A 24,382-nucleotide genomic window follows, 5' to 3' on the forward strand; every position below is an offset into this window, starting at 1 on the left:
ATCGCCAGTGAGGGACGAGTTCGATCCGCGGGCTCATACAAGAAAAAAATGCGAGGACCAGAATGGCGTCGGACAGACAGAACCTTCAGGATGCGTTCCTGAACCATGTGCGCAAGACCAAAGTTCCTGTGACCATCTTCCTGATCAATGGCGTGAAATTGCAGGGTGTGATCACGTGGTTCGATAATTTCTGCGTGTTGCTGCGGCGCGACGGTCAATCGCAACTGGTTTACAAACATGCGATCTCGACGATTATGCCGAGCCAGCCGATCAGCCTTTATGAGGGCGAAGACGCTTCTTGAGCCGACCGCCATTTCAAATCGATGACACCAACAGCCCCCGCGTGACGCGGGCCTGGGTGCTGCACCCGGAGATCAAGTCAGACCCCGAGCGGCGTCTTGCAGACCATGCGCTGGCCGAGGCCGTGTCGCTGGCCCATGCCCTTCCGGAGCTTGAGGTCATCGGGGCGGAGATCGTGCCGCTGAAAACGGTGCGCGCGGGCATGCTCTTGGGGTCCGGCAAGATCGAAGAGATCAAGGCGACACTGAAAGCGCAGGATATCGAGCTGGTGCTGGTGGACGGGCCGGTCAGCCCGGTACAGCAGCGCAACCTGGAAAAGGCCTGGGGCGTCAAGCTGCTCGACCGGACCGGGCTGATCCTTGAAATTTTCAGTGACCGGGCCGCCACCCGCGAAGGCGTGTTGCAGGTCGAGATGGCTGCCCTCAGCTATCAGCGCACGCGGCTGGTGCGGGCCTGGACCCACCTGGAGCGGCAACGCGGCGGTCTGGGGTTTGTCGGCGGTCCGGGCGAGACGCAGATCGAGGCGGACAGGCGCGCCATCGACGACCAGCTCACCCGGTTGCGGCGGCAGCTCGACAAGGTTGTCAAAACCCGCGCCCTGCACCGGGCCGCCCGCGCCAAGGTGCCCTATCCCATCGTGGCACTGGTGGGCTATACCAACGCAGGCAAATCGACGCTCTTCAACCGGCTGACGGGGGCGGAGGTGATGGCCAAGGATATGCTCTTTGCCACGCTTGACCCCACCATGCGGCGGTTGCAACTGCCGGATGGGCCCGAGGTAATCCTGTCGGACACCGTGGGTTTCATCTCGAATCTGCCCACGGAACTGGTGGCGGCCTTCCGCGCCACGCTCGAAGAGGTTCTGGCCGCGGATGTGGTTTGCCATGTCCGCGATATCTCTCACCCCGAGACCGAAGAACAGGCGCAGGACGTGCGCGAGATCATGGCGTCGCTCGGGGTGGAGGAGGACCGCCCGCGTTTCGAGGTGTGGAACAAGCTGGACCTGATGAGCGATGAGGCCGCGGCGGCGATGCGCGCGCGTGCGGATCGTGACGATCATGTCTTTACCACCTCGGCCCTGACGGGCGCGGGCATCGAGGCTTTGCTGGAAGCCATCACCGAGACGTTGCAGGGGCAGAAACGGCCCGCCACCCTGTCGCTGGGCTTTGCCGAGGGCAAGAAACGCGCCTGGCTCTTTGATCAGGAGCTGGTGCAGGACGAACAGCAGACCGACAGCGGGTTCGAGATTTCCGTGCGCTGGACAGCCAAACAGGAAGCGCAGTTCGAACGGCTTTGACTACCGTCCTGTCGCGGCGGCAAAGCGCCAGGCGCCGGGGCGCAGATCATTGAGCGCCCACGCCCCGATCCCAGCCCGGATCAGCCGCAGACAGGGCAGCCCCACATGCGCTGTCATGCGCCGGACCTGACGGTTGCGCCCCTCGCGGATCGTCAGTTGCAGCCAGGCCTCCGGCACCGTCTTGCGAAAGCGCACGGGCGGGTCGCGCGGCCAGAGCGCCGCCGGGGTATCGATCAACGCCACCTGTGCGGGGCGGGTCGGGCCATCCTTCAGGCTCACCCCGTGGCGCAAGGCGTCGATCTGGTCGGGGGTGGGGCTGCCTTCGACCTGAACCCAGTACATTTTGGGCATCTTGTGTTTCGGGTTGGCAATCCGCGCCTGCAGCTTGCCATCATCGGTCAGCACCATCAGCCCTTCGCTGTCCCGGTCGAGACGGCCTGCCGGGTAGAACCCCGGCTCCTCAATGAACTGCGACAGGGTGGGGCGAGGGGATCCTTTGCCGCAATTGTCAGTGAATTGCGACAGGACGCCGAAGGGTTTGTTGAACAGGATGACCCGCGCCATCTAGCGCGCAGGTCTGAGCGTTGTCACCCCGACAGCCCCCGCGCGCGCGAGGTTTTCGTCCAGCGACATGGGGATGTATTCGCCCCGCCGCCAAAGCTGCGCCATGTCGTCGTAGTGCCGCGACAGGAAGTGGCCGGACTGCCCGGTGGAGGTGACAAAGACCGAACTGTCGGGATCGGCAAAATCATAAACGCCGCGATAGCCCGCCCCATGCACGTTGTAGAACGGATTGGGGCCGGTGCCGCGCGTCAAGCCGCGCTGCAGGGTGTTGTCCCCGCCATTGGTCGACTGGCGAATGTTCACGAAATAGCGCAGCAGCGGCACGTCACCCAGAACGGGATGATCATGCGTCGCCTGATGCGCATCGCCCCAGCGCAGGCTTTCAAGCGCCGGGCCCCAGGTCTCCGATATCCAGAGCAGCGCATCATCGAGGGCCAGGCGTGCCATATCGGCGCAGCTCTCCACCGGGGCGGACTGGATCACATCGCACCAGACCGCGGCCCCGTCGATGTTGCGAAAGGCGCGTTCGATGAACAAGGGCTCCACATGGGTCAGTTCGCGCGCCAGCGGCCCCAGTTCATCCTGCACCATCCGCGCCTGCAGGCTGCGCAGCCAGGCGGCATAGATCAGCGGCTCGGGCATGTGCTCGTTCATCTCGCCCGACCACTCACCCAGCAGGGCCAGCGCGCGTTGGCGCTGGCGCAGGGGGGTGCCCTCGGGGGCAGCCTCTCCGGTGAACCAGAGCTCCGCCCCGATGAGCGGCAGCAGCGAGCGGGCGGTAAAGCTCACCGTATCGAGCTGCGCTTCGATGAAACTGTCGCGGGTATGGACCTGGCGCGCCTGCATCAGCCGCTGCCAGCGCTGCACCCTCTGTGTGTCGCCCCAGTCAAAGGAGACATGATTGGGAAACGGTCGTTCCACCACCTTGTTGTTCGTGTTGCCCAGAATGCCGCCTGCGGGGGCCACGAACCTGGGGTTGGAAGCATAGGGCAGGCGGCCCTGCCAGCGGTTTGCCTCGATCCAGCCGGGACTGGGCAGGCGGCCCTGGCTCTGGTGCCGGGCATCACGACGCGGCATCGCCCCGATCATCTTCATGCCGATGGTGGTGCGGTCCACCAGCATCAGGTTCTGCGCAGGCGCGATATAGTCCTCTATCGCGACCAGACCGTCCTCAACCGATTTTGCCTCCATCAGCCGCAAGGCGGCGCCCAGCGAGGTGTCCCGCGCGCTCAGCACCGTCCAGGCAAGCGAGGCGACATGGCCGGGGGGGGTAATGCTGGCCAGGTTGTAATGCGTCCCGGGCAGCACGGGGCCGTTGTCTGTCCAGCGCAGGGTGATCGTGATCGGGGTCTCATCCTTGATGTTGATGATGGATTTGCGCGTCACGAAGAGCTTGAATCCTGTGGGGGTGCGGTACTCCTCCGGCGCGTCAGGGTTGACCTCTTCGATGTAGACATCCTGATCGTCCATCCCGGCGGAGGTCAGCCCCCAGCCCAGATCGGCGCTGCGCCCGGTCAGCACAATCGGCATGCCCGGTATCGTGCCGCCGATGATGCCGCCCGATTGCAACTCAAGCCGGGCCAGATACCAGATGCCGGGCGCGGAAAAGCCCAGATGCGGATCATTTGCCAGCAAGGTGCCGCCCGCCGCCGAGCGGTTGGGGGCGGCCGCCCAGACATTCGACGCCCCGGCTAGGGGGCGGCGCACGAAGGGGGACAGCGGATGTGGACCGAGCGGGATACTATCGGCAAACCGCGGCACGGTGGGGAAAAGCTGGGCATATTCCGGCAGCGCGGCCACGCCGGAGCCGGGCGCATCGGGCAGAATATCGCGGAGCCTGCCGGCGTCGGGCAAGGCAAGCGACATGCGGGCGCGCAGCACCTCGGCGTCCAGATGACCCGAAAGCCGCAGACCCATCAGCTTGACGATCGCCAGCGTATCCGCGGGCCGCCAGGGGGCCATGGGCGCATTGAAGAGGAACATTTCCGGCGCGCCGCGCCCCAGCGCCTGCGCGTTGATCTGATCCAGCCGCACGTTCACTCCCGTGGCATAGGCCCGCAGAATGCGCATCGTGCGCTCGTCTTGCGCATCCACCGATGCCACAGAGAGGGGGTAGATATCCAGCCGGCGCATCAGCTTGTCGATCTCCACCGTGCGCGAGCCGAATACCTCCGACAGGCGGCCCTGCGCGGTGCGCCGCATCATCGTCATTTGCCACAACCGGTCCTGCGCGTGGGCATAGCCGAGCGCGTAGAAAACATCTTCGTCGGACTGGCCAAAGATATGCGGCACATTGGCATTGTCGCGCACGATCTCGACCGGGGCGGTCAGATAGGGGACCTCAAGCACATCGTCATAATCCGGCAGGGACCGCGCGCCCAGGTAGTAGATCATCGCCACACCGGCAACGACCAGCAAGATCATCGCCCCGGCGATCCGCAATAGCCACGTAAAGACCTGCCCCATCAAAACCCCATTTGGAATATGGCTCGTTTGAATTGACCCTAGAGTTCTGACTGTTAGGTAGGACGGCACGGTAACGCAACACCCAAAAGGGGACTTCAAATGGCCAAACTGGCATTTCTGGGACTGGGCGTGATGGGCGCGCCCATGGCGGGGCACCTTCAACAAGCCGGTCACGCGGTGACCGTCTACAACCGCACGGCCTCAAAGGCCGAGGATTGGGTCCAGTCTCACGGCGGCGCGATGGCCCCGACCCCGGCCAAGGCGGCAGCGGGTGCCGATTTCGTGATGTCCTGTGTGGGCAACGACGATGACCTGCGCAGCGTCTGTCTGGGCGAAACCGGCGCCTTTGCCAGCATGTCACCGGGGTCGGTTTTTGTAGATCACACAACCGTTTCGGCTGCCGTGACACGGGATCTCTATGCCGCGGCGAACCACAGCCAGATCAGCTTTGTCGATGCGCCGATTTCCGGGGGCCAGGCCGGGGCCGAGAACGGGGCGCTCTCGATCATGTGTGGCGGCGATGCGGGGGCTTATGAACGCGCCGTGCCGATCATGGAGGTTTATTCAAAGATCTGCCGCCGCATCGGGGAAAGCGGGGCCGGCCAGATGACCAAGATGTGCAACCAGATCGCCATCGCGGGCCTTGTACAGGGGCTGAGCGAGGCGTTGCATTTCGCCGAGAAGGCCGGTCTAGACGGGCGTGCCGTTGTAGAGGTCATCAGCCAGGGGGCCGCGGGCAGCTGGCAGATGTCGAACCGATACGAGACGATGCTCGACGACCATTTCGAGCATGGCTTTGCCACCGACTGGATGCGCAAGGATCTGGACATCTGCCTGCGCACGGCCAATGAGACCGGCGCAAGCCTGCCGGTGACCGCGCTGGTCGATCAGTTCTACAAGGACGTACAAAACATGGGCGGCGGGCGCTGGGACACATCGAGCCTTTTCAAGCGGCTGCAATCTATGGGCTGACGTGCGGGCCGGGCGCGCAAGCGCACGCCCGGCCAAAGATCAGGGGATGATCCGGGTATATTTGTTGCCCTGCAAGGAGGCCCCGACAAAGATGCCCGCCCGGCCGAAGACGGCCGCCAAAACCGGGCTGAGCGCTGTTGTCGTATTGGCCTTGGCACCGTCCCCCTGGTCGGAGATGACGTATTCCACGTCTCCCCCCACGGCCCAGCCGGGGGATCTGCGAAAGCGGGTGAGCGCGTCTTCGGTCATGAAGAACAGCACATGCGCATATTGCTGCGCACCGATCTGCAACCCGCCCGAGACCTCAGTGATCGAATAGTAATCCACCGTGGCACCGTTCACCCGCAGCGCGCCGCGCCCGTAGGCCCCGCCAAAGCCAAAGCCGGCTTCCGTGACCAGCGGCATCACCAGCATCCCGTTGGCCTTTTCCGCAAGGTTTTGCGTATTGGGGTAGGTGCGGTACATCTGCTGCAGGGTGCTGTCGACCCGCGCGTCGATGGTTTGCGCGCCGGTCGATCCCACGCCATTGCCGCAGGCTGCGGTCACCGCGACCCCGGAAAATGCGCCAAGCGTAAACACCCGCCGCGTCATTACTGAACGTTTCATGGATAATGCCTGTATAAGTTGCTCTGCTGCCGGTTTTCCCGACTTGTGGCAAGTTTACGCTTATTGTGAGCCTCTGTCACCCCAAAGCAGGTCTCTGGGCGGCAAATCGCTACCGGGCCAGCAGTTTTGCCGCCGCAGGGGCAAAATAGGTCAGGATACCGTCACACCCGGCCCGCTTGAACGCCATCAGGCTCTCCAGCATCACCTTGTCCCCGTCGATCCAGCCGTTGGCCGCGGCCCCCTGGATCATCGCATACTCGCCGGAGACCTGATAGGCATAGGTGGGCGCGCCGAAGGTGTCCTTGACCCTGCGGCAGATGTCCAGGTAGGGCAGGCCCGGTTTGACCATGACCATATCGGCCCCCTCGCGCAGATCGCGTTCGATCAGGCGCAGCGCCTCATCGGAGTTGCCCGGATCCATCTGATAGGTCTTCTTGTCGCCGGTCAGCGCACCCGAGGCCCCAACCGCGTCGCGAAACGGTCCGTAAAACGCCGAGGCGTATTTCGCGGAGTAGCTCAGGATCATCACATTCTGGTGCCCGGCAGCTTCCAGCGCGCCGCGCATCGCGCCGATGCGGCCATCCATCATATCGGACGGCCCAATGATGTCGGCCCCGGCCTCGGCTTGGGCCAGCGTCATCTTGACCAGCGCCTCCACCGTGCGGTCGTTGACGATCTGGCCGTCTTCGACAAACCCGTCATGGCCGTTGATGTTATAGGTGTCGAGCGCCACATCCGTCATGACGGCAATCCCCGGCACGGCGGCCTTGATGGCCCGGATTGCCCGGTTGGCGTGGTTGTCCGGGTCCCAGGCGCCCGCGCAATCCTCGGTGCGTTCCTCGAGGCCGGTATAGGGAAAGATGCAGATGGCGGGGATGCCGAGGTCGGCGGCCTCTTTTGCCGCCTCCACGATCTTGTCGACAGACCGGCGCATGACGCCGGGCATGGAGGGGATAGGTTCCTCGATACCCTCTCCTGACCGGACAAAGACAGGCCAGATGAAGTCATCCACCGTCAGGGTGTTCTCGCGCGTCAGGGCGCGCACGGACGGGCTTTGCCGCAGCCGCCGCAGACGGGTGGCGGGAAAGGGGGCTTGGGTCGGGCGCATCGGCGATCTGTCCATTTTTCTGTACAGATCATGAGTGCCACGGATTTTTCCGCAAGCCAAGGCTATGAATCACCACAGGGTCTCGCTAAGACAGCAAAAAGAAAACGACAAAAGCACCCCACTTGGATCTCTACAACAGCATATTTGAACTCATCGACATGCGGTCGTTTTCGAACCTTTGGTTCTGGATCGCGCTGGCGGTGATGTGGTCCACCGCAAGCCATTGGGTGCTGGGGGTGCCCTATGACATGGTGCTGCGGGCCCGGCGCAACGGTGGTCAGGCCCAACAGGATCTCGAAGACCTTGTGCGCATCAACACCAACCGTCTGCTGTTCATTGCGCGGGTGTCGGGGCTCTGGATTCTCGGGCTGGCCTGTTTCGTGCTGACAGGTCTGGCGGTGCTGGGGTTCTTCTACAGTCTCGAAATCGCACAGGCCCTGTTTTTGCTAGGCTTTCCGATGAGCATTGTGGGTGCGCTGTCGCTCTCGACCGCGCGCCTGATCGAGCAGGAAGAGGCCGGCGGAGAGCTCCTGCGCAAACGTCTCGCCCGGCATCGCCTCTATGTGCAGATCACAGGGGTGATATCGATCTTTCTGACCGCCCTGTGGGGAATGTACCAAAACTTGTCGATCGGGGCTTTGGGCGGTTGACACTATGGCGCGCAGGCCCAATTGAAGCACCCCATGACCAGCCCCGCCCATATCACCGTCTCAGGCGTGCCCGAAGGGTATGACGCGCGCTACCTGCTGGAGGAGGTCGCCAGAACCGGCCAGCCGGTGCTGCATGTGGCGCGCGATGACAAACGCCTCGCGGCGATGCAGGCGGCTTTGCGCTTTTTTGCGCCGCAGATGCCGGTGGTGGTGTTTCCGGGGTGGGACTGCCTGCCCTATGACCGGGTGTCGCCGAATGCGGATGTGTCAGCCCAGCGGATGGCCACACTGGCGGCCCTGACCCACAGCATGCCGGCACAGTTCATCCTGCTGACCACCCTCAATGCCGCGACCCAGAAGGTTCCCGCGCGCCGCCTGCTGAAAGACGCAGCCTTCAGTGCAAGGGTGGGCAGCCGCATTGATGAGAAAGCGCTGCGCGACTTTCTGGTGCGCATGGGGTTCGTGCAAAGCCCGACGGTCACGGAACCCGGCGACTATGCCGTGCGCGGCGGCATCATCGACATCTATCCGCCGGGGGATCTGGGACCGGTGCGGCTCGATCTCTTTGGCGATGTGCTGGACGGCGCGCGCCGCTTTGACGCCGCGAGCCAGCGCACCACCGAAAAGCTCGAGGTGGTCGAACTGGCACCCGTGTCCGAGATTATTCTGGATGACGCCGCCATCACCCGGTTTCGTCAGAACTACCGGATCGAATTCGGCGCGGCGGGCACCGATGACCCGCTTTATGAGGCGATCAGCGCCGGGCGCAAACATCAGGGGGGCGAGCACTGGCTGGCCTTCTTTCACGACCGGCTTGAGACATTGTTCGACTACCTGCCGGAGGCGAGCATCACGCTGGACGATCAGGTGCCAGCCATGCGGCAGGCCCGCTGGGACGGTATCGTCGATCAATACGAGACGCGCCGCCTTGCCATGTCGCACCGCTCCAGGATGGACAGCGTGTATAAACCGGCACCTCCCGAGGGGCTCTACCTGGATGAGGCCGCCTGGGCCGCGCAGATGGCGGAGCGCCGGGTGGTGCAGATTTCCCCCTTGCCGCAACCAACAGGGCTGGCTGTCACCGATGCGGGGGCGCGGATCGGGCGGAATTTCGCCCCAGAACGACAGCAGGAATCTCTCAGCCTTTTCGGTTCTTTGGCGGATCATATTAAAGTAAAGATGAGCGCGGGGCCGGTTCTGATCGCCAGCTATTCCGAAGGCGCGCGCGAACGGCTGATGGGGCTGATCGAAGACGAAGGTCTGGCCGAGACCATCCCGGTGCCGGATGCCACGCCGATCGGCAAGAGCGGGCTCTATCTTGCGGTCTGGGCGTTGGAGCACGGGTTCGAGGCACCGGGCCTCACGGTGATCTCTGAACAGGACGTTCTGGGTGACAGGCTGATCCGGTCGACCCGCAAAAAGCGGCGCGCGGAAAACTTCCTGACCGAGACGCAATCGCTCTCTCCTGGGGACCTGATTGTGCATGTCGATCACGGGATCGGGCGCTACAAGGGGTTGGAAGTGGTGACGGCGGCGGGCGCCGCACATGAGTGCATTCTGCTGGAATATGCCGAAAGCTCAAAGCTTTACCTGCCGGTGGAGAACATCGAACTGCTGTCCAAATACGGTCACGAGGAAGGGCTGCTCGACCGGTTGGGCGGCGGGGCCTGGCAGGCCAAGAAGGCGCGGCTCAAGGAGCGCATCCGCGAGATTGCCGACAAGTTGATCCGGGTGGCGGCTGAGCGTGCCCTGCGCAAAGCGCCGGTGTTGGAGCCGCCGCCCGGCATGTGGGACGCCTTTGCCGCGCGCTTTCCCTATCAGGAAACCGATGACCAGCTTCGCGCGATTGGCGAGGTGATCGACGATCTGACCAGCGGAAACCCGATGGACCGGCTGGTTTGTGGGGATGTGGGCTTTGGCAAGACCGAAGTGGCCATGCGGGCCGCTTTTGTCGCCGCGATGTCCGGCGTGCAGGTGGCCGTGATCGCGCCCACCACGCTGCTGGCGCGCCAGCACTACAAGAGCTTTGCCGACAGGTTCCGGGGGTTCCCGATCAACGTAGCAACGCTCAGCCGGTTTGTGTCGACCAAAGAGGCCAACGCAACGCGGGAGGGTATGGCACGCGGCATGGTCGATATCGTGATCGGCACCCATGCGCTGCTGGCCAAGGGTATAAGGTTTCAGAACCTGGGGCTGTTGGTGATCGACGAGGAACAGCATTTTGGTGTGACGCACAAGGAACGCCTGAAGCAGCTGCGCAGCGACATCCATGTGCTGACGCTGACGGCCACGCCGATCCCGCGCACGCTGCAACTGAGCCTGACGGGCGTGCGCGACCTGAGCATCATCGGCACCCCGCCGGTGGACCGGCTGGCGATCCGCACCTATGTCAGCGAATTCGACACGGTCACCCTGCGCGAGGCGCTGCTGCGCGAGCACTACCGGGGCGGGCAGTCGTTTTACGTCGTGCCGCGTATTTCCGATCTGCCGGAGATCGAAGAGTTCCTCAAAGAGCAACTGCCGGAACTGACCTATGTGGTGGCCCATGGCCAGATGGCGGCAGGCGAGCTCGACGACCGCATGAACGCCTTTTATGACGGCAAGTTCGACGTGCTGCTGGCCACGACCATTGTCGAATCGGGCCTCGATATCCCGACTGCCAATACGATGATCGTGCACCGGGCGGATATGTTTGGCCTCGCGCAACTCTATCAGATTCGGGGGCGGGTGGGCCGCTCCAAGACCCGCGCTTATGCCTATCTGACCACCAAACCGCGCGCCAAGCTGACCGACACGGCGCAGAAACGGCTGCGCGTACTGTCCAGCCTCGACACACTGGGGGCGGGCTTTACGCTCGCGAGCCAGGATCTGGACATTCGCGGCGCGGGCAACCTTCTGGGCGAAGAGCAATCCGGCCAGATGCGCGATGTGGGGTTCGAGCTTTACCAATCGATGCTGGAAGAGGCCATTGCCAAGATCCGCGCGGGCGAGATGGAAGGGCTCTCGGAGGCAGATGACCAATGGGCCCCGCAGATCAACCTCGGTGTGCCCGTGCTGATCCCCGAAGACTACGTGCCCGATCTGGATGTGCGGTTGGGTCTCTACCGCCGCCTCAGCAGCCTGACCACCAAGGTGGAACTGGAAGGCTTTGCCGCCGAACTCATTGATCGGTTTGGCAAATTGCCGCGCGAAGTCAACACGCTGATGCTGGTGGTCCGGATCAAGGCGATGTGCAAGAAAGCGGGCATCGCCAAGCTTGATGGCGGGCCAAAGGGGGCCACGGTTCAGTTCCACAATGACAAATTCGCCTCGCCGCAGGGGCTTGTCGAATTCATTCAGGATCAGCGCGGTTTGGCACGCGTCAAGGACAACAAGATCGTCGTGCGCCGCGACTGGAAAGCGGATGCGGATAAGATCAAGGGAGCTTTCGCGATTGCGCGGGACCTCGCGGAAAAGGTGGTGGCCGAGAAAAAGCGCAAAAAGGTCAAAGCCGGTTGAGGGCTATTCTGCAGGCTGCCGTGCCTCGATCCGCCCCATGTAGACCATCAGCAGAAACGCCGTGCAGGCCAGCACAAAGACGGTGCCGACCAGCGGGCGAATGCTGCCATCAAAGAGCAGGCCGACCGGCGATGCGATCAGCGCCGCCAGAAAGGTCGAGACGGCACCGGTCACGCTGGCGGCCATCCCGGCAATGTGCCCCATGGGCTCCATCGCGATGGCATTGAGGTTGCCGATGGTCAGACCGGCCTGAAAAAACACAAAGGCCTGCCAGAACGCAAAGATGGCAAAGCCCTGCGCCGCAATCGTTCCACTGGCCAGCAGCAGGCCACCGGACAACAGGATCTGCAAGGCGAGCGCGATCGTGATCAGCCGCCGCATCCCGAAGCGGATCACCAGCATCGCGTTCAGAAAACTGGAGAGCGCGGACGCCAGCGCGATGCCGCCAAACCAGAAAGGAAATGTGTCGAGCTTGTCAAAGACAAACTGATAGATCGGCTGGATCAGCACCAGCAAGGAGAACAGCATCGCCAGCGCCAGTGTCTGTACAAAGATCGACAGGCGCACAACGGGGTGTGCAAACATCTGCCGTACCGCGTCCAAGATCAGGTGGAGCTTGAGCGGCCGACGCTCTGTGACCGGCAATGTCTCGGGCAGGCGCAAGCCAAGCCAAAGCGCGGAGATCAGCGAAAACGCTACAAAGGCCAGAAAGATACTGCGCCAACCGGTAAAATGGATGATCACGACTCCCATCGCAGGGGCAACGGCCGGAATGATGGTGAAGGTGATCATCACAATCGAGAGGATCCGCGCCATTTCGCGCCCTTTAAAGAGATCCCGGATGATGGCAATGCAGACCACCCGCGGACCTGACGCGCCGATCCCCTGAAGGATCCGTGCAATCAGCATGACCTCCAGCGTCTGACTGGCCCAGGCGACGATGGAGGACGTGATGTAAAGACCGGCGCCGTAGAACATCACCGCGCGGCGGCCAAAGGCGTCTGACAGTGGGCCGGAGAAAAACGTGCCGACTCCCATGCCCAGCACGAATGAGGTGAGAATCAGCGGCGCGCGCATTGGCTCCTGCGGGCTGAGCTCTGTGGCGATATCGGGCAAGGCTGGCAGCATTGCATCAATTGAGAACGCAATCGTCGCGAACATCATTGCCATCAATGCGATGAACTCCGCCCGGCCCATCGGGAGTTCGTTAAAAGATCGTGTCAAAATGATCGCCCTGTATAAACACGCGTTTACGAATTGGTGCTATTTGGCGTCAGACATAACTCAGAGTTGAAGCCCCTTCAATCACAACATCGCGTAAAGTGCTGAACAAAACGAACATGCAAGAAACTGCATCAGGCAGCGGCAGTGAGTTCCGCAATCACCTTGCGCCACAGATCCGGGGGTTGGGCACCGGGCACCGCATGTTGCCCGGCCACGATGAAGGTCGGAACCGAGTTGACACCCATCTGTCTGCTGTGCGCATCACGCTTGCGGATATCCTCCACATCGGCGTCTGATTTCAACAGCTTGGCGACCACTGCCGCGTCCATTTCGATCCCATCCGCGATGTCGGAGAGAACCTCATGATCGCCAATGTCACGGCCGTCGACAAAATAGGCCTCAAAGAGGGCAGAGACCGCAGCCGTCTGCCGTCCTTCTATCCCCGCCCAATGAATCAGGCGGTGGGCATCCACGGTATTCGGAGTTCGTTTCATGGCCTCGAAGTTGATGTTGAGACCGGCCGCACCGGCCTGTTCGACAACCGGGGCATAGGCCTTGATGGCCCCGTCTCTGCCGCCGAACTTCCCCTCAAGGTAGGCACGACGGTCCATGCCGCCGTCAGGCATATCGGGGTTGAGTTGAAAGGGGTGCCATTCGATTGCAAAGGGATGGTTGGGGTGATCTGCCAGCGCCTTGTCGAGATGCGCTTTGCCGATGTAGCACCAGGGGCAAATCGGGTCTGAAATGATATCAAGCTTGATCGGATCTGTCATGTCTGCCTCTTGAACTGGTCACGCAGAACGCGCCGTAGAATTTTGCCGTTGGCCCCCATTGGCAGCGCAGGCAGATGAACAAAAAGACGCGGCTGTTTATAGCGCGCAAGCTTTTCAGTGACATAAGCCGCCAGATGCTGGTCGTCCAGTGCCTGCGGTCCGGTGTAGAAAGCGGCAATCACGGTGGTGTCCGGTTTGATCTCCACTTCCGTGGCCGCCACGGCGGTGATGCCGGGCACACGTGCCAGCACGTTTTCCACCTCGATGGGGGAGACACGGTAGCCGCCCGCGTTCATCATGTCATCGTGCCGTCCCATATAGGTGAGCTGCCCGTCAGTATCCATAACCGCCTGATCTCCAGTCAGAAACCACGAATCGGAGAGCCGCGCCCGGGTGGCGTCGGGGGCATTGAGGTATTCAAGCATCAGCCCCGGATCCCGCCTGTCGATGGCAATTGTGCCTTCCACGCCAAGTGGCACCACGGCCCCGTCCTTGAGCAAGGCCACACGCCGCCCCGTCTGCGGACGCCCCAGCGTGCCGGGTGCGCGCGGTTTTGCCGGGGGCTGCGAGATAAAGGTCGAGCATTCGGACAGACCGTAGGCTTCGTAGATCGGGCAGCCGGTCCTGTGCTGCCAGTGCTCTGCCGTGCTCTGGGGCAGTTTTTCGCCTGCGCTCAGCCCGTGGCGCAGGTCCGGCATTTCCATGTCCGAGGCGCGATCGAGCATCTGCCGGTAGACACCCGGTGCGGCGGCAAAGAGGGTCGCGCGGTGCTCCCGCAACAGCCCCGGCAGGGCCTCGGGCGGGGTGCCGGGGGCCGGGATCAGTGCGGTGGCGCCGACCGTCCAGGGGTCCATCAGCCCGGTGCCCAGCGTATAGGTCCAGTTGAAGGCACCCGCATGCAGCAGCCGGTCCTCCGGGCCCAGCCCGTACCAATCTTCAAACATCATCTGCCGCGCCCAGATGGCCCGGTGTGCATGAACCACGGCGCGCGGTATGCCCGCGGTGCCGGAGGTAAAGATGATGTAGCCGGGGCGCTCCGGATCGCCTTGATGAAACGCGGCAGATGGCAGATCCCTGAAGCGGCGCAGGGCCTCAAGCGAGAGGCGCGCAGGGCCGGGCGGGCAGGCAACCTGCGGATCATGCAGGGTGAGGGCGGGCGACACGGTATCGATGATAAAGGCCGTCTCCCTTTCGGTCAGGGCAGAGGAGGTCGGGACCGGGACCAGCCCGGCGGCCAGCGCGCCCAGATAGGCGATGGGGAAATCCACCGTATTCCCAAGCCGCATGAGCACCCGGTCCCCCGGCACCAACCCGCGGTCCAAAAGCCCGCGCGCGGTTCCGAGAACGGCGCGGCGCAGGGCGGCGTAGGACCAGCGCTCCGACTGCGTCTTGGAAAGCACCACAAGGGCATCTTTCTCGGGCGACTTTTGGCCGGCGGCCAGCACATGCGCGGCCATGTTGAAAGGTGCGGGGCAGGCGCGAAAGGGGCCGTCATCGATCAGCGACATCATAGGCTGGTGCTAGCCTGCGTCCGGTGACGTTGCAAGCGGTCAGACTTCCCCCTAAAAAGAAGAGCATGACCCAAAGTGATCCCAAAACCCTGATCCGCATCGCGCGCGAAAACGGCCCTGACGAAGCCGCAGCCCCGCTTGACCTGGGCGTGCGCGTGCGCGAGCTGCGCAAGGCGCGGGACTGGACGTTGGAGCAGGCCGCCAGCCAGGCCGGGCTGGCCCGCTCGACGCTCAGCAAGATCGAAAACGGGCAGATGTCGCCCACCTACGACGCGCTGAAAAAGCTGGCCGTGGGCCTTGAAATTTCCATCCCGCAGCTTTTCACGCCGCCGCAGACCGGACAGATCAACGGACGGCTTGCGGTGACGAAATCGGGGCAGGGCTCGGCACAGGCAACCGTGACTTATGAACACGAGCTTCTGGCCGACACGTTGACGAAAAAGCAGATGCTGCCCTATCGGGCCCGCGTGCGCGCCCGCAACATGTCGGAGTTTGACGGCTGGGTGCGCCATGACGGCGAAGAATTCCTCTATGTGCTGACCGGGGTGATCCGGCTCTATACCGAGTTCTACGAACCCATCGAGATGCGGCGCGGCGACAGCGCCTATTACGATGCCACGATGGGTCATAACGTTGTGTCTGTCAGCGCCGAGGATGCCAATATCCTCTGGGTCACCTCGCTGGTGTGATCAGCGCGCCTCGGACCACCACACCTCCGGCATGAAGTTCGGGCCGTCTCCGTCGATTGGCAGCCGGTCGGGAAACGCCATCTCCGCCTCATGCGCGATACGCCCCGTGGTGAACTGCCAGAACGGAATGACATAGCGCCCCGCCGTGAGCAGCCTGTCCAGAGCGCGGACGGCGGCCAGGAAATCCGCCTCATTGCGGGCAGTCAGCATCGCATCGATCATTGCATCCACGGCCGGCGAGGCAACCCCCATCAGATTGCGCGAGCCCTCCTGTACCGCAGCCTCGGACCCCCAGTAAAACCTCTGTTCGTTGCCGGGCGAGAGCGAGAGCGCACGGCGATAGGGGGCCATGTCAAAGTCGAACGCATTTGTCCGGGCCACAAACTGCGCATCATCCGCCGTCTCAATGCGCACATCGACGCCAAGCCGTGACAGCGTGTTCACATAGAGATCGGCAATGGCCTTGTTTTCGCTGCTGCCCTGCGAAAGCAGGATGGTGAAGGACAGCGGCGTGCCCTCCGCATCCTGCATCACGCCCTCTTCGGCGGCCCAGCCCGCCTCTGCCAACAGCGCCATGGCCCGGCGAATGCCTTGCCGGTTGCGCAAGGAGCCATCAGACTGCGCAAAGACATAGCCCTCCAGCGTGCCCGGCAACAGCTGGGCGGCGAAGGGCGCCAGCAGGTCCGCCACACGGCCCTTGGCGGGCCCACTTTGAAACGCCAGATCAGAGTTGGAGAAATAGGAGGTGATCCGGGGCTGTGCCCCCCCGGTGAGCGTGTCATTGATGTATTCGAAATTGAAGGCCTGGATCATCGCCTCGCGCACGCGCCAGTCATCAAAGGGTGGTTTGCGGCTGTTCATCACGAAACCTGTCATCCCGGAAGGTTTGCCATGCGGTATTTCCGATTTCACGATGTTGCCCTGCGTGACGGCCGGGAAGTTGTATTGCGTTGCCCATTTTTCCGCGTTGAACTCCCGCAGAGCGGAGATTTCACCGGCCTTGAACGCCTCGAACATCACCGAGGCATCACCGTAAAAGTCCAGCTTGATGGTGTCAAAGTTGTTCGTGCCGCGTCGCAGCGGAATATCGGCCCCCCAATAGTCGGGGTTGCGGGTCAGCTCGACAAACCGGCCCGCCTCGTAGCTTGAGACGATATAGGGGCCGGACCCCAGGGGAACCTCTTCCAGCGGCGCATTGGCAAAATCACGCCCCTCCCATTGCGCCTTGCTGAGGATCGGGCGCATGCCCGCCAAGAGCGCCAATTCGCGATTGTCGCTGTTAAAGGTGATGCGCAGGCTGCGGGGGCCGGTTTGTTCCATGGTCTCCACTTGCCGATGCAGGCTGTGATAGCGCGGATGCCCCTCTGCTCCCAGAAGCTCATAGGAAAAGATCACATCCTCGACCGTGACCGGGCTGCCATCGGAAAACCGCGCCTCTGGCCGCAGGGTGAATTCGACCCAGGCGCGGTCCTCCGGCACCTCAACCGATTCGGCGAGCAGGCCGTAAAGTGTGAAGGGTTCGTCCAAGGATCGGCCCATCAGCGCCTCATGGGTGAAAAACCGCAACTGCCAGGGGACGGTCCCTTTGCGCACGTATGGGTTGAGGCTGTTGAACCCGCCTGTATTGCCCAAAGTGATGCTGCCCCCCTTGGGCGCATCCGGCCAGACGTAGGGGAGCGACACAAAATCCGGTGGCAGGGCCGGGGTGCCGTACATAGATATCCCGTGCTGCGGCTCCGCCTGCGCGGCGGCGCCCGACAGAATCACTGCCCCAGCAGCAAAAAATCGCCCAAGACGATGGAAAAAAACAGTACCCATTTCAGAGACAATCCTCTGCTGCCCTTGTTTTATTGCGCCAGAGCCTACCGGGGTATTTCCGTCTTATCAAACTTTTAGCTTGGACAGCGGCCATAGATTGCTTATAAAGAGAGCACTGCTCGATAGGTTTCTTGCCTGTATGAAACCTGCCTCAATAACTTAACGCCTGCCTTGTGCAGGCGTTTTTTTTGGGGTCCTGCGGTTATGATCCGTAACACGACGCGCGGGATGCCCTGCGCGGGCCACCTTCCGGCAGTTTCCCGTTTCCTTTGCAGCTGCAGCACGCCATGATGTGTGCAATGCAGCATGCGCTGGTCAGAGAAGGACACAACCATGAGTTTCGAGATTTCACTTTCGGGAAAGACCGCCGTCATCACCGGGTCCAATTCGGGAATTGGTCTGGGCATTGCCAGGGAACTGGCGCGTGCAGGCGCCGATATCGTGCTGAATTCCTTTACGGACAGCGAGGAGGATCACGCCCTGGCCAAGGAGATTGCCGATGAAACCGGCGTCACTGCCCGTTACATTCCGGCGGATATGTCCAAGGGCGACCAGTGCCGCGATCTCATCACCAAGGCTGGTGTCTGTGATATCCTGGTAAACAACGCCGGCATCCAGCATGTCGCGGGCATTCCCGAGTTCCCCACCGAGAAATGGGACGCGATCCTTGCAATCAACCTGTCCTCTGCCTTTCACACCACGGCTGTGGCTCTGCCGATGATGCGCAAGGCGGGGTGGGGCCGTGTCTTGAATATCGCCTCCGCGCATGGGCTGACGGCCTCGCCCTATAAATCGGCCTATATCGCGGCGAAACACGGGATTGTCGGGCTGACCAAGACCACCGCGCTGGAGACCGCAAAGGAGCCGATCACCGCCAATGCGATCTGTCCGGGCTATGTTCTGACCCCTATCGTGGAAAAGCAGATCCCCGACACGATGAAGGAATACGACATGAGCCGTGAAGAGGTCATCGAAAAGGTGATGCTGACCCGTCAGCCCTCCAAGGAGTTTGCCACGGTGGAGCAGATGGGCGGCACCGCGACCTTCTTGTGCTCCGAGGCTGCGGCCCAGATCACGGGCACCACGATCAGCGTCGATGGGGGCTGGACGGCGCTTTAAGGAATTCTTGCGCAGGGTCCGGATATTCTGGACCCAGAAAAACGACTGCGGCGGGGACGACCTGAAAAAGGTGGAAACAGACGATGACAAAGAAACGGATCAACCTTGCCCTGCAGGGCGGCGGTGCCCACGGGGCTTTTACCTGGGGCGTACTTGACCGGCTGCTCAGCGATGAAGACCTGGAAATTGCCTCGATCTCGGGCACCAGCGCCGGCGCTTTGAACGGGGCGGCGCTCAAGGCCGGCATGATCGAAGGTGGTCGGGAAGGGGCCCGCGCCCGGCTCGACTGGCTCTGGGAGGAGGTGGGTGCGCGACCCGACATGCGTATTCCAGAATGGATGGTGCCGTTTTCCCTGTCCAGTGTCTCTCGGGCGCTTGAATACTCGATCCCCTTCATGGCGGCGGATGCGTGGTCGCGGGCGGTCTCGCCCTATGCCCTGGGCGGATTTTATACCAACCCGCTGAAGCCCATCGTGTCCCAGTTCAACTACGATAAGGTTTGCGCTGAAAACAGCGGCGGGCCCTGTCTGTTCATTTGCGCCACGAAAGTGCGCAGCGGCAAGGTCCGGGTGTTCAAGGACAGCGAAATCAGCACGGATGTCATCATGGCCTCGGCTTGTCTGCCAACCATATTCCAGGCCGTCGCGGTCACCGACCCGGAGACCGGTCTGACCGATGACTACTGGGACGGCGGCTATACCGGGAACCCCGCGCTCTTCCCGCTGTTTAACGAAGCGCTGCCCGAGGACATCGTGATTGTGAATATCAACCCGCTGGAACGGCGCGAAACGCCGCGCACGGCACAGGGCATCCAGAACCGGATCAACGAGATCAGCTTTAACTCATCTCTGTTGCGTGAACTGCGCGCGATTGATTTTGTGCAGCGACTGCTGGCCGCGGGCAAGGTGAAGAAGGGCGAAATGCGCCGCGTGCTCGTCCATATGATCGCCGATGATCCGCTGATGAACGAGCTGTCCGTCGCAACCAAGCTGTTGCCCACACCTTATACACTGGCTCGTCTGAAACAGGCCGGACAGAGGGCGGCGGATGATTTCCTGGCGGCGCATCGCGATGAACTGAACGAGCAAAGCTCGGTCGATCTGGTCGAGATGTTTCAGTAGCTAGGCCTTTTCGGGCTCTTTGCCGTTTGGATAGACAAGTCCTGCAGAAATCACCAGTTTTGCCGCTTCTTCCACGGTCATATCCAGCTCGATCACGTCATCGGCGGGTACAAAGAGCAAGAATCCGGATGTCGGGTTGGGGGTTGTGGGCAGAAAAATGCTTTGCATCGGCGCGCCATCGTTGCCCCGTGCTGCGATCTCGCCCTTGGTGTGGGTCGAGATGAAGCCGATGGCCCAGATCCCCTTGCGCGGATATTGGATCAGGCAGGCCTTTTCAAAGGAGCGTTCAGACTGGGCAAAGACCGTCTCGGAGATCTGCTTGATCCCCGAATAGATCGACCGCACCACCGGGGTCCGTTCCACGAGGCTTTCCGCAAAGGAAATCAGCGACCGCCCGATCAGCCCCTTGGCCATCCACCCCACAATGATGGTGAAGACGAGGAAGATAACGACCCCGATGCCCCGCACATTGATCTGCACCGAGGGGTCCAGACCCAGCAGGTCCTGAAGCACCCGGTCCGGTTGGTAGTTGTTGGGCACCAGGGGCAGGACAAAGCCGTCAATCCACCCGACGACAGACCAGATCAGCCAGATTGTCAGGCCGACCGGGGCGATCACGACCAGACCTGTTAGAAAGTTGGCCCGCAATCGCGCGAAGAATCCTCGGCGCGGCATGGGCGTATCTGGATCGAAAGGTGTATTCATTCACTGTCCGGACGTAAAAGACGCCCTGCGTAGGTAGGCGGTTTCGCCGCGCTCTACAATGGGCTGGGTCAAACTGGGTTTCTTCATTCTCGCTCAGCGTGCATCTGCGCTCAAGGCTTGGGCGATTGCCCCGGCCAGACGGGCATTATTGCGCACCAGCGCGATGTTGGCGGTGAGGGATTTGCCCTCCGTCAGTTCAAAAATGCGCTGCAGGAGATAGGGGGTCACGGCCTTGCCCTTGATCCCGTGCCGGTCTGCATCCGATTGCGCCTGCGCGATGATCGGGGCGAGGGTCGCCGCCGGAATTTCATCCGCTGCCGGGATCGGGTTGGCCACCAGCTGACCGCCCGGCAACCCCAGTTGGCCGCGCATGAGATGTGCGGCGGCGATCTGGGCCGCGCTGTCCATCCGCAAAGGGGCGTTGAGCGGCGAGGAGGCGCTCCAGAAGGCCGGAAACCGGTCCTGACCCACGGCAATCACCGGCACCCCTTGGGTTTCGAGAACCTCGAGGGTCTTGTCCACATCGAGAATGGCCTTGGCCCCGGCGGCGACCACGGTTACGGGCGTTTGCGCCAGCTCCATCAGGTCGGCGGAGATGTCAAAGCTGTTCTCCGCCCCGCGGTGCACGCCGCCGATCCCGCCGGTTGCAAAAACGCTGATCCCGGCGAGATGCGCCCCGATCATCGTTGCGGCAACAGTCGTGGCACCGGTGCCGCCCGTGGCCATGCAGGCCGCGATATCGGCCCGCGACAGTTTTGCGACGCCTTTGGCCTGTGCGAGCCTCTCCAGTTGATCCGGTTCCAGACCCGCATGCAGGCGGCCGTCGATCACCGCGATGGTGGCGGGGGTCACGCCGAGGCCGCGCAAATCATCCTCGACCTGACGCGCAACCTCTAGGTTCCGGGGATAGGGCATGCCGTGGGTAATGATGGTGCTTTCCAGCGCCACGACCGGCCTGTTGCTGGCCTTGGCAGCGGCCACTTCGGTGGAATGCAGCAGGGGCAGGGCGGTCATAGGGGTGTTTCTCCTGAAACATAGGTGGCGGCGGCGGTGAGCGCCTGATCCAATGCGTCGGCCGCCGTCGCGCCGCGCACTTCCGACGCGATATGGGCCGCCATGAAGGTATCACCGGCGCCGGTCACGCGGGTCACCAGCACCCGGGGCGGGGTCTGTGTCAGAAGGCCGCCCGCGTGGCCTTCGGTTGCATCGGCACCACCATCGGTTACCAGCACGCGGGCGGCACCTTTTTCCAGCAGGCTCTCGGCGGCGTGTCGTGATGAGCGGAACGTGGTCTGACAGAGCAATCCCGCCTCTTCGAGGTTGACGTAGAGCGTGCCGCGCCCGGCCGCCACAAAGGGCGTCAGACGTTCCGCCTTGCCGGGCGAGGCCGGGGCCACCCGTAAATCCGCCGCCGCCAGAAGCGGGCTTCGGGCGATCTCGCTCAGCAGCTCCAGCGTCAGGTTGCCATCAAGGGCCACGGGCCCCTGATACGGTGCCGCCGTCGAGGCTAAACGCCCGTCCGACAGCGGCGAGAGAACCTTCGCGCCGGCCGCTTCCAGGGAATGTGCATCCGCGATGGCCGCAATCAACCCGTTTGCGCCTTCCACCGCCATATACCTGTCGGTGGGCAAATCATCGGATCGATAAACCGTCTCGGTCACCATGCCGCGGGCCGCACAGGCGGCGATCAGCTCATCGCCTTCGGGGTCGCGGCCAATCGCCGTCAGCAAGGCCGGTGTCAGGCCAAACCGCGCCAGCGTCATCGCGATGTTCATCGCAACGCCGCCGGGCAGGCGCGTGATGCGTCCCGGTACATCCGAGCCCTGCCGCATCGCGCTGGCGGAACGTCCGATCACGTCCCAAAGAACAGACCCGATGCACAGGATATCCGGTTTTGGCGTCATGCCGTCTTGTGACCGGCAATCCAGGGCGGATCAAGCCCCTAGATTGCCGGTCACGGTGCCGGGACCGCGAAGGTCAGCGCCGCCCAGAGCGTCTGCCATAGGGGTGCCCGGTCGTCCCCCGCCGCTGCGGGCGCTTCACGCAGGACGACAGCATCAAAGAGGTAGCTGTGCCCGGGCCGCACCGGGACAGCCACCAGACCGTTTGCATCGGTGCGGTACAGCGTGATCTCCACGGCCCCATCAGCGGATTTCTCAAAGACCTCGACCTGAGCATCGGCGCGCGGGCGCCCCTGATCGTGCAATTCCACGCGCATCGTGCCGTCAAAACCTTCCAGATAGGGATTGGTGCGCGCAATGAATTCTGTTGCAAGTCCCTGGGGTTGATCCTTCCCTGCGCCGCTTCCGACAGCGATCAGCGCCTTGACATGGCGGGTGTAGCGCTCTCGAAACGGCTGTTTCGGCCAGCCCTTTGCTTCATGGTGTTCAACAGCGTGCCGAAAATCCTTGTGCGCCACGAAAGCCAGAAACTTCTCCCATTCCTGGTAGGTCAGGGTCGACGGGGTTGTCTCATGTACGATCACCAAGAGACCTTCATCCGGCGCAATGGTTTGCAAGGCAGGGCTATCGCCCAGACGCCCGTCGACCGGTTTGACGGTCTCGCCCCGGATCGTCTCAAACCGGGTAAAGCGGTTTTCAAAGTAGGCCTGAGACACCCCTTTGAATTTCTGACCATTTTTGAGAGACGCGATGACCGGCGCGCCGCTTTCCACTTGATATTGCTCCGGTTCAATCCAAAACTCGTGCGCGAGCGCCGGGGCTCCGGCAAAGAGTGCAAGAATGATCGAGAGGCGCGCGAAACCCATGTCTGAACCTTTTTCCCGTTTGGTTTTAAAGCTGTGCCTTTTGGCGGTGGTGTCAACGGTCATTTTCGCGGCGGGGGTGTCGAAACCCGCGGCGCATGAGGTTTTGCCGACCATCGCCGACATCACCGTGACCGGGGAGGGGCAGGTGGTGCTGGATCTGCGCATCAACATCGAAGCCTTTCTGGCGGGCATCGACCTTGATGCGGTGGAGGACACCGACGCAGATGCAGCGGCGGGGGATTACGATGTGCTGCGCGCGCTGCCTGCCAGCGACATCACGGCCCGGACGCAGGAGATCATCGCGCTTTGGAACGCGCACCCGCTGGTGCAGGCGGGGGAGGCGGTGCCCCTGAGCCTTGAGGCGTTGACGATCCCGGATGACATCGATGTCGAACTGCCGCGCATCTCGGACCTGCGGGTGACCGGGCAGCTGCCTGCCAATACGGAGGCTTTGACCGTCAACTGGCCTGCGGGCTCCGGCGCACTGGTCTTGCGCCAGCAAGGGGTGGAGGCCCCCTACACAGGCTTTCTGGAGGGCGGCCAATCGAGCCCCGCGATTGCGCTTGACGGTGGGGCGGCACAAACGCCGGGCGCCGCTTTTCTGACCTACATCCCGGTGGGCTTCGATCATATTCTGCCCAAGGGTCTCGACCACATTCTGTTTGTGCTGGGGCTGTTCTTTCTCAGCACGAAGTGGGCCCCGCTGCTGTGGCAGGTCAGTGCCTTCACGCTGGCCCACACCGTCACGCTGGCGCTTGGCGCCTTGGGCTGGGTCACGCTGCCCGGCAGTATCGTGGAGCCGCTGATTGCCGCCTCCATCGTCTATGTGGCCGTCGAAAACCTGTTTCAGCGCGGTCTCACACGCTGGCGGCCGCTCATTATTTTCGGGTTCGGTCTGCTGCACGGGCTTGGCTTTGCCTCCGTTCTGGCGGCCTTCGGCCTGCCCGAGAACCAGTTCATCCCCGCCCTGATCGGATTCAACGTGGGGGTCGAGATCGGGCAGCTGACCGTTATCGCCATTGCAGCCCTGGTCCTGCTGGGATGCACAAGGCTTGCGCGCCGGTCTGATCTCTCTGAGGTCGAAGCCCCCGTGGGCACCTATGCGGTGATGTTTCGCGCGGTGTCGATCCCCGGATCGCTGCTGATCGCGCTGATCGGGGCCTACTGGTGCATCGAGCGCGTGTTTTTCTGACC

At 62.6% G+C, this 24,382-nt stretch carries 20 protein-coding genes and 1 pseudogene; 9 read left to right on the forward strand and 12 right to left on the reverse strand.

Features of this window, described 5'->3' with window-relative positions; translation table 11 throughout:
* Window positions 1–62: 62 nt before the first annotated feature.
* Window positions 63–302, forward strand: a complete 240-nt coding sequence (hfq, locus tag H7847_RS03760; RefSeq protein ID WP_007119530.1) for an RNA chaperone Hfq — start codon at window positions 63–65, stop codon at window positions 300–302.
* A complete protein-coding gene (gene hflX / locus H7847_RS03765) occupies window positions 299–1,597 on the forward strand; it encodes a GTPase HflX (protein WP_227268040.1) in 1,299 nt (432 codons plus the stop codon). Before hfq ends, hflX begins: the two co-directional genes overlap by 4 nt.
* Here the strand turns inward: hflX and H7847_RS03770 are convergent, their stop codons facing one another.
* Complete coding sequence (locus tag H7847_RS03770; protein WP_227268041.1) at window positions 1,598–2,161, reverse strand: pseudouridine synthase; 564 nt, start codon at window positions 2,159–2,161, stop codon at window positions 1,598–1,600.
* Window positions 2,162–4,627, reverse strand: coding sequence for a penicillin acylase family protein (locus tag H7847_RS03775; RefSeq protein ID WP_227268042.1), 2,466 nt, complete (start codon window positions 4,625–4,627; stop codon window positions 2,162–2,164).
* A gap of 87 nt (window positions 4,628–4,714) precedes the next feature.
* Here H7847_RS03775 and H7847_RS03780 point away from each other — a divergent pair.
* A pseudogene (locus H7847_RS03780) lies at window positions 4,715–5,599 on the forward strand (NAD(P)-dependent oxidoreductase); the annotation flags it as partial.
* Between the two features lie 39 nt (window positions 5,600–5,638).
* Here H7847_RS03780 and H7847_RS03785 read toward each other — a convergent pair.
* Together H7847_RS03785 and hemB are read right to left on the reverse strand one after the other, a co-directional pair.
* Window positions 5,639–6,205, reverse strand: coding sequence for a lipid-binding SYLF domain-containing protein (locus tag H7847_RS03785; RefSeq protein WP_227268044.1), 567 nt, complete (start codon window positions 6,203–6,205; stop codon window positions 5,639–5,641).
* Between the two features lie 109 nt (window positions 6,206–6,314).
* Window positions 6,315–7,313 (reverse strand): porphobilinogen synthase, encoded by a 999-nt coding sequence (hemB, locus tag H7847_RS03790; RefSeq protein WP_227268045.1) that lies wholly within the window; start codon window positions 7,311–7,313, stop codon window positions 6,315–6,317.
* A gap of 122 nt (window positions 7,314–7,435) precedes the next feature.
* Between hemB and H7847_RS03795 the strand changes: the two genes are divergently transcribed.
* Window positions 7,436–7,963 (forward strand): component of SufBCD complex, encoded by a 528-nt coding sequence (locus tag H7847_RS03795; protein ID WP_227268046.1) that lies wholly within the window; start codon window positions 7,436–7,438, stop codon window positions 7,961–7,963.
* Between the two features lie 33 nt (window positions 7,964–7,996).
* On the forward strand, window positions 7,997–11,461 hold the full coding sequence (gene mfd, locus H7847_RS03800; protein ID WP_227268047.1) for a transcription-repair coupling factor: 3,465 nt from the start codon (window positions 7,997–7,999) through the stop codon (window positions 11,459–11,461).
* A gap of 3 nt (window positions 11,462–11,464) precedes the next feature.
* Here mfd and H7847_RS03805 read toward each other — a convergent pair whose 3' ends face one another.
* From H7847_RS03805 to H7847_RS03815, 3 genes are all read right to left on the reverse strand, one after another.
* Entirely contained in the window at window positions 11,465–12,658 is a 1,194-nt protein-coding gene (locus H7847_RS03805; RefSeq protein WP_406675963.1) for a multidrug effflux MFS transporter, read from the reverse strand.
* 158 nt (window positions 12,659–12,816) lie between these two features.
* Complete coding sequence (locus H7847_RS03810) at window positions 12,817–13,458, reverse strand: DsbA family oxidoreductase (RefSeq protein ID WP_227268049.1); 642 nt, start codon at window positions 13,456–13,458, stop codon at window positions 12,817–12,819.
* A complete protein-coding gene (locus H7847_RS03815) occupies window positions 13,455–14,969 on the reverse strand; it encodes a class I adenylate-forming enzyme family protein (protein ID WP_227268050.1) in 1,515 nt (504 codons plus the stop codon). The genes H7847_RS03810 and H7847_RS03815 overlap by 4 nt, the downstream gene beginning before the upstream one ends.
* Window positions 14,970–15,034: 65 nt before the next feature.
* Between H7847_RS03815 and H7847_RS03820 the strand changes: the two genes are divergently transcribed.
* Complete coding sequence (locus tag H7847_RS03820) at window positions 15,035–15,658, forward strand: helix-turn-helix domain-containing protein (protein ID WP_227268051.1); 624 nt, start codon at window positions 15,035–15,037, stop codon at window positions 15,656–15,658.
* On the opposite strand, the gene H7847_RS03825 is transcribed toward H7847_RS03820, so the two are convergent.
* Entirely contained in the window at window positions 15,659–17,476 is a 1,818-nt protein-coding gene (locus H7847_RS03825; RefSeq protein ID WP_406675961.1) for an extracellular solute-binding protein, read from the reverse strand.
* A 333-nt stretch (window positions 17,477–17,809) separates the two neighbouring features.
* On the opposite strand from H7847_RS03825, the gene H7847_RS03830 reads away from it, so the two are divergent.
* Both H7847_RS03830 and H7847_RS03835 read left to right on the forward strand, forming a co-directional pair.
* On the forward strand, window positions 17,810–18,595 hold the full coding sequence (locus tag H7847_RS03830) for a 3-hydroxybutyrate dehydrogenase (protein ID WP_264479444.1): 786 nt from the start codon (window positions 17,810–17,812) through the stop codon (window positions 18,593–18,595).
* 83 nt (window positions 18,596–18,678) lie between these two features.
* The gene (locus H7847_RS03835; RefSeq protein WP_227268053.1) at window positions 18,679–19,716 is read left to right on the forward strand and encodes a patatin-like phospholipase family protein; all 1,038 of its coding nucleotides are present in this window, start codon (window positions 18,679–18,681) and stop codon (window positions 19,714–19,716) included.
* On the opposite strand, the gene H7847_RS03840 is transcribed toward H7847_RS03835, so the two are convergent.
* From H7847_RS03840 to H7847_RS03855, 4 genes are all read right to left on the reverse strand, one after another.
* Window positions 19,717–20,421, reverse strand: coding sequence for a DUF502 domain-containing protein (locus tag H7847_RS03840; protein WP_227268054.1), 705 nt, complete (start codon window positions 20,419–20,421; stop codon window positions 19,717–19,719).
* Between the two features lie 93 nt (window positions 20,422–20,514).
* Window positions 20,515–21,435 carry a pseudouridine-5'-phosphate glycosidase gene (locus H7847_RS03845; protein WP_227268055.1) on the reverse strand — a complete coding sequence of 307 codons (921 nt, stop codon included), beginning with the start codon at window positions 21,433–21,435 and terminating at the stop codon, window positions 20,515–20,517.
* A complete protein-coding gene (locus H7847_RS03850; RefSeq protein ID WP_227268056.1) occupies window positions 21,432–22,325 on the reverse strand; it encodes a PfkB family carbohydrate kinase in 894 nt (297 codons plus the stop codon). Before H7847_RS03850 ends, H7847_RS03845 begins: the two co-directional genes overlap by 4 nt.
* A gap of 50 nt (window positions 22,326–22,375) precedes the next feature.
* On the reverse strand, window positions 22,376–23,188 hold the full coding sequence (locus tag H7847_RS03855) for a DUF4198 domain-containing protein (RefSeq protein ID WP_227268057.1): 813 nt from the start codon (window positions 23,186–23,188) through the stop codon (window positions 22,376–22,378).
* On the opposite strand from H7847_RS03855, the gene H7847_RS03860 reads away from it, so the two are divergent.
* Window positions 23,187–24,380, forward strand: a complete 1,194-nt coding sequence (locus tag H7847_RS03860) for a HupE/UreJ family protein (RefSeq protein ID WP_227268058.1) — start codon at window positions 23,187–23,189, stop codon at window positions 24,378–24,380. The genes H7847_RS03855 and H7847_RS03860 overlap by 2 nt on opposite strands.
* Window positions 24,381–24,382 lie beyond the last annotated feature (2 nt).

The organism is Roseobacter weihaiensis, from assembly GCF_020622345.1.
Classification (GTDB): domain Bacteria; phylum Pseudomonadota; class Alphaproteobacteria; order Rhodobacterales; family Rhodobacteraceae; genus Roseobacter; species Roseobacter weihaiensis.

Excerpts from the sequence above, each read along its gene's own strand:
- H7847_RS03770 (WP_227268041.1), bottom strand. The coding sequence starts at position 2,161 with ATGGCGCGGGTCATCCTGTTCAACAAACCCTTCGGCGTCCTGTCGCAA.
- H7847_RS03810 (WP_227268049.1), bottom strand. The coding sequence starts at position 13,458 with ATGACAGATCCGATCAAGCTTGATATCATTTCAGACCCGATTTGCCCC.
- H7847_RS03805 (WP_406675963.1), bottom strand. The coding sequence starts at position 12,658 with ATGGGCCGGGCGGAGTTCATCGCATTGATGGCAATGATGTTCGCGACG.
- H7847_RS03830 (WP_264479444.1), top strand. The coding sequence starts at position 17,810 with ATGAGTTTCGAGATTTCACTTTCGGGAAAGACCGCCGTCATCACCGGG.
- hemB (WP_227268045.1), bottom strand. The coding sequence starts at position 7,313 with ATGCGCCCGACCCAAGCCCCCTTTCCCGCCACCCGTCTGCGGCGGCTG.
- H7847_RS03845 (WP_227268055.1), bottom strand. The coding sequence starts at position 21,435 with ATGACCGCCCTGCCCCTGCTGCATTCCACCGAAGTGGCCGCTGCCAAG.
- H7847_RS03820 (WP_227268051.1), top strand. The coding sequence starts at position 15,035 with ATGACCCAAAGTGATCCCAAAACCCTGATCCGCATCGCGCGCGAAAAC.
- H7847_RS03815 (WP_227268050.1), bottom strand. The coding sequence starts at position 14,969 with ATGATGTCGCTGATCGATGACGGCCCCTTTCGCGCCTGCCCCGCACCT.
- H7847_RS03825 (WP_406675961.1), bottom strand. The coding sequence starts at position 17,476 with ATGGGTACTGTTTTTTTCCATCGTCTTGGGCGATTTTTTGCTGCTGGG.
- hfq (WP_007119530.1), top strand. The coding sequence starts at position 63 with ATGGCGTCGGACAGACAGAACCTTCAGGATGCGTTCCTGAACCATGTG.
- H7847_RS03840 (WP_227268054.1), bottom strand. The coding sequence starts at position 20,421 with ATGAATACACCTTTCGATCCAGATACGCCCATGCCGCGCCGAGGATTC.
- H7847_RS03785 (WP_227268044.1), bottom strand. The coding sequence starts at position 6,205 with ATGAAACGTTCAGTAATGACGCGGCGGGTGTTTACGCTTGGCGCATTT.
- mfd (WP_227268047.1), top strand. The coding sequence starts at position 7,997 with ATGACCAGCCCCGCCCATATCACCGTCTCAGGCGTGCCCGAAGGGTAT.
- H7847_RS03855 (WP_227268057.1), bottom strand. The coding sequence starts at position 23,188 with ATGGGTTTCGCGCGCCTCTCGATCATTCTTGCACTCTTTGCCGGAGCC.
- H7847_RS03850 (WP_227268056.1), bottom strand. The coding sequence starts at position 22,325 with ATGACGCCAAAACCGGATATCCTGTGCATCGGGTCTGTTCTTTGGGAC.
- H7847_RS03775 (WP_227268042.1), bottom strand. The coding sequence starts at position 4,627 with ATGGGGCAGGTCTTTACGTGGCTATTGCGGATCGCCGGGGCGATGATC.
- H7847_RS03835 (WP_227268053.1), top strand. The coding sequence starts at position 18,679 with ATGACAAAGAAACGGATCAACCTTGCCCTGCAGGGCGGCGGTGCCCAC.
- H7847_RS03860 (WP_227268058.1), top strand. The coding sequence starts at position 23,187 with ATGTCTGAACCTTTTTCCCGTTTGGTTTTAAAGCTGTGCCTTTTGGCG.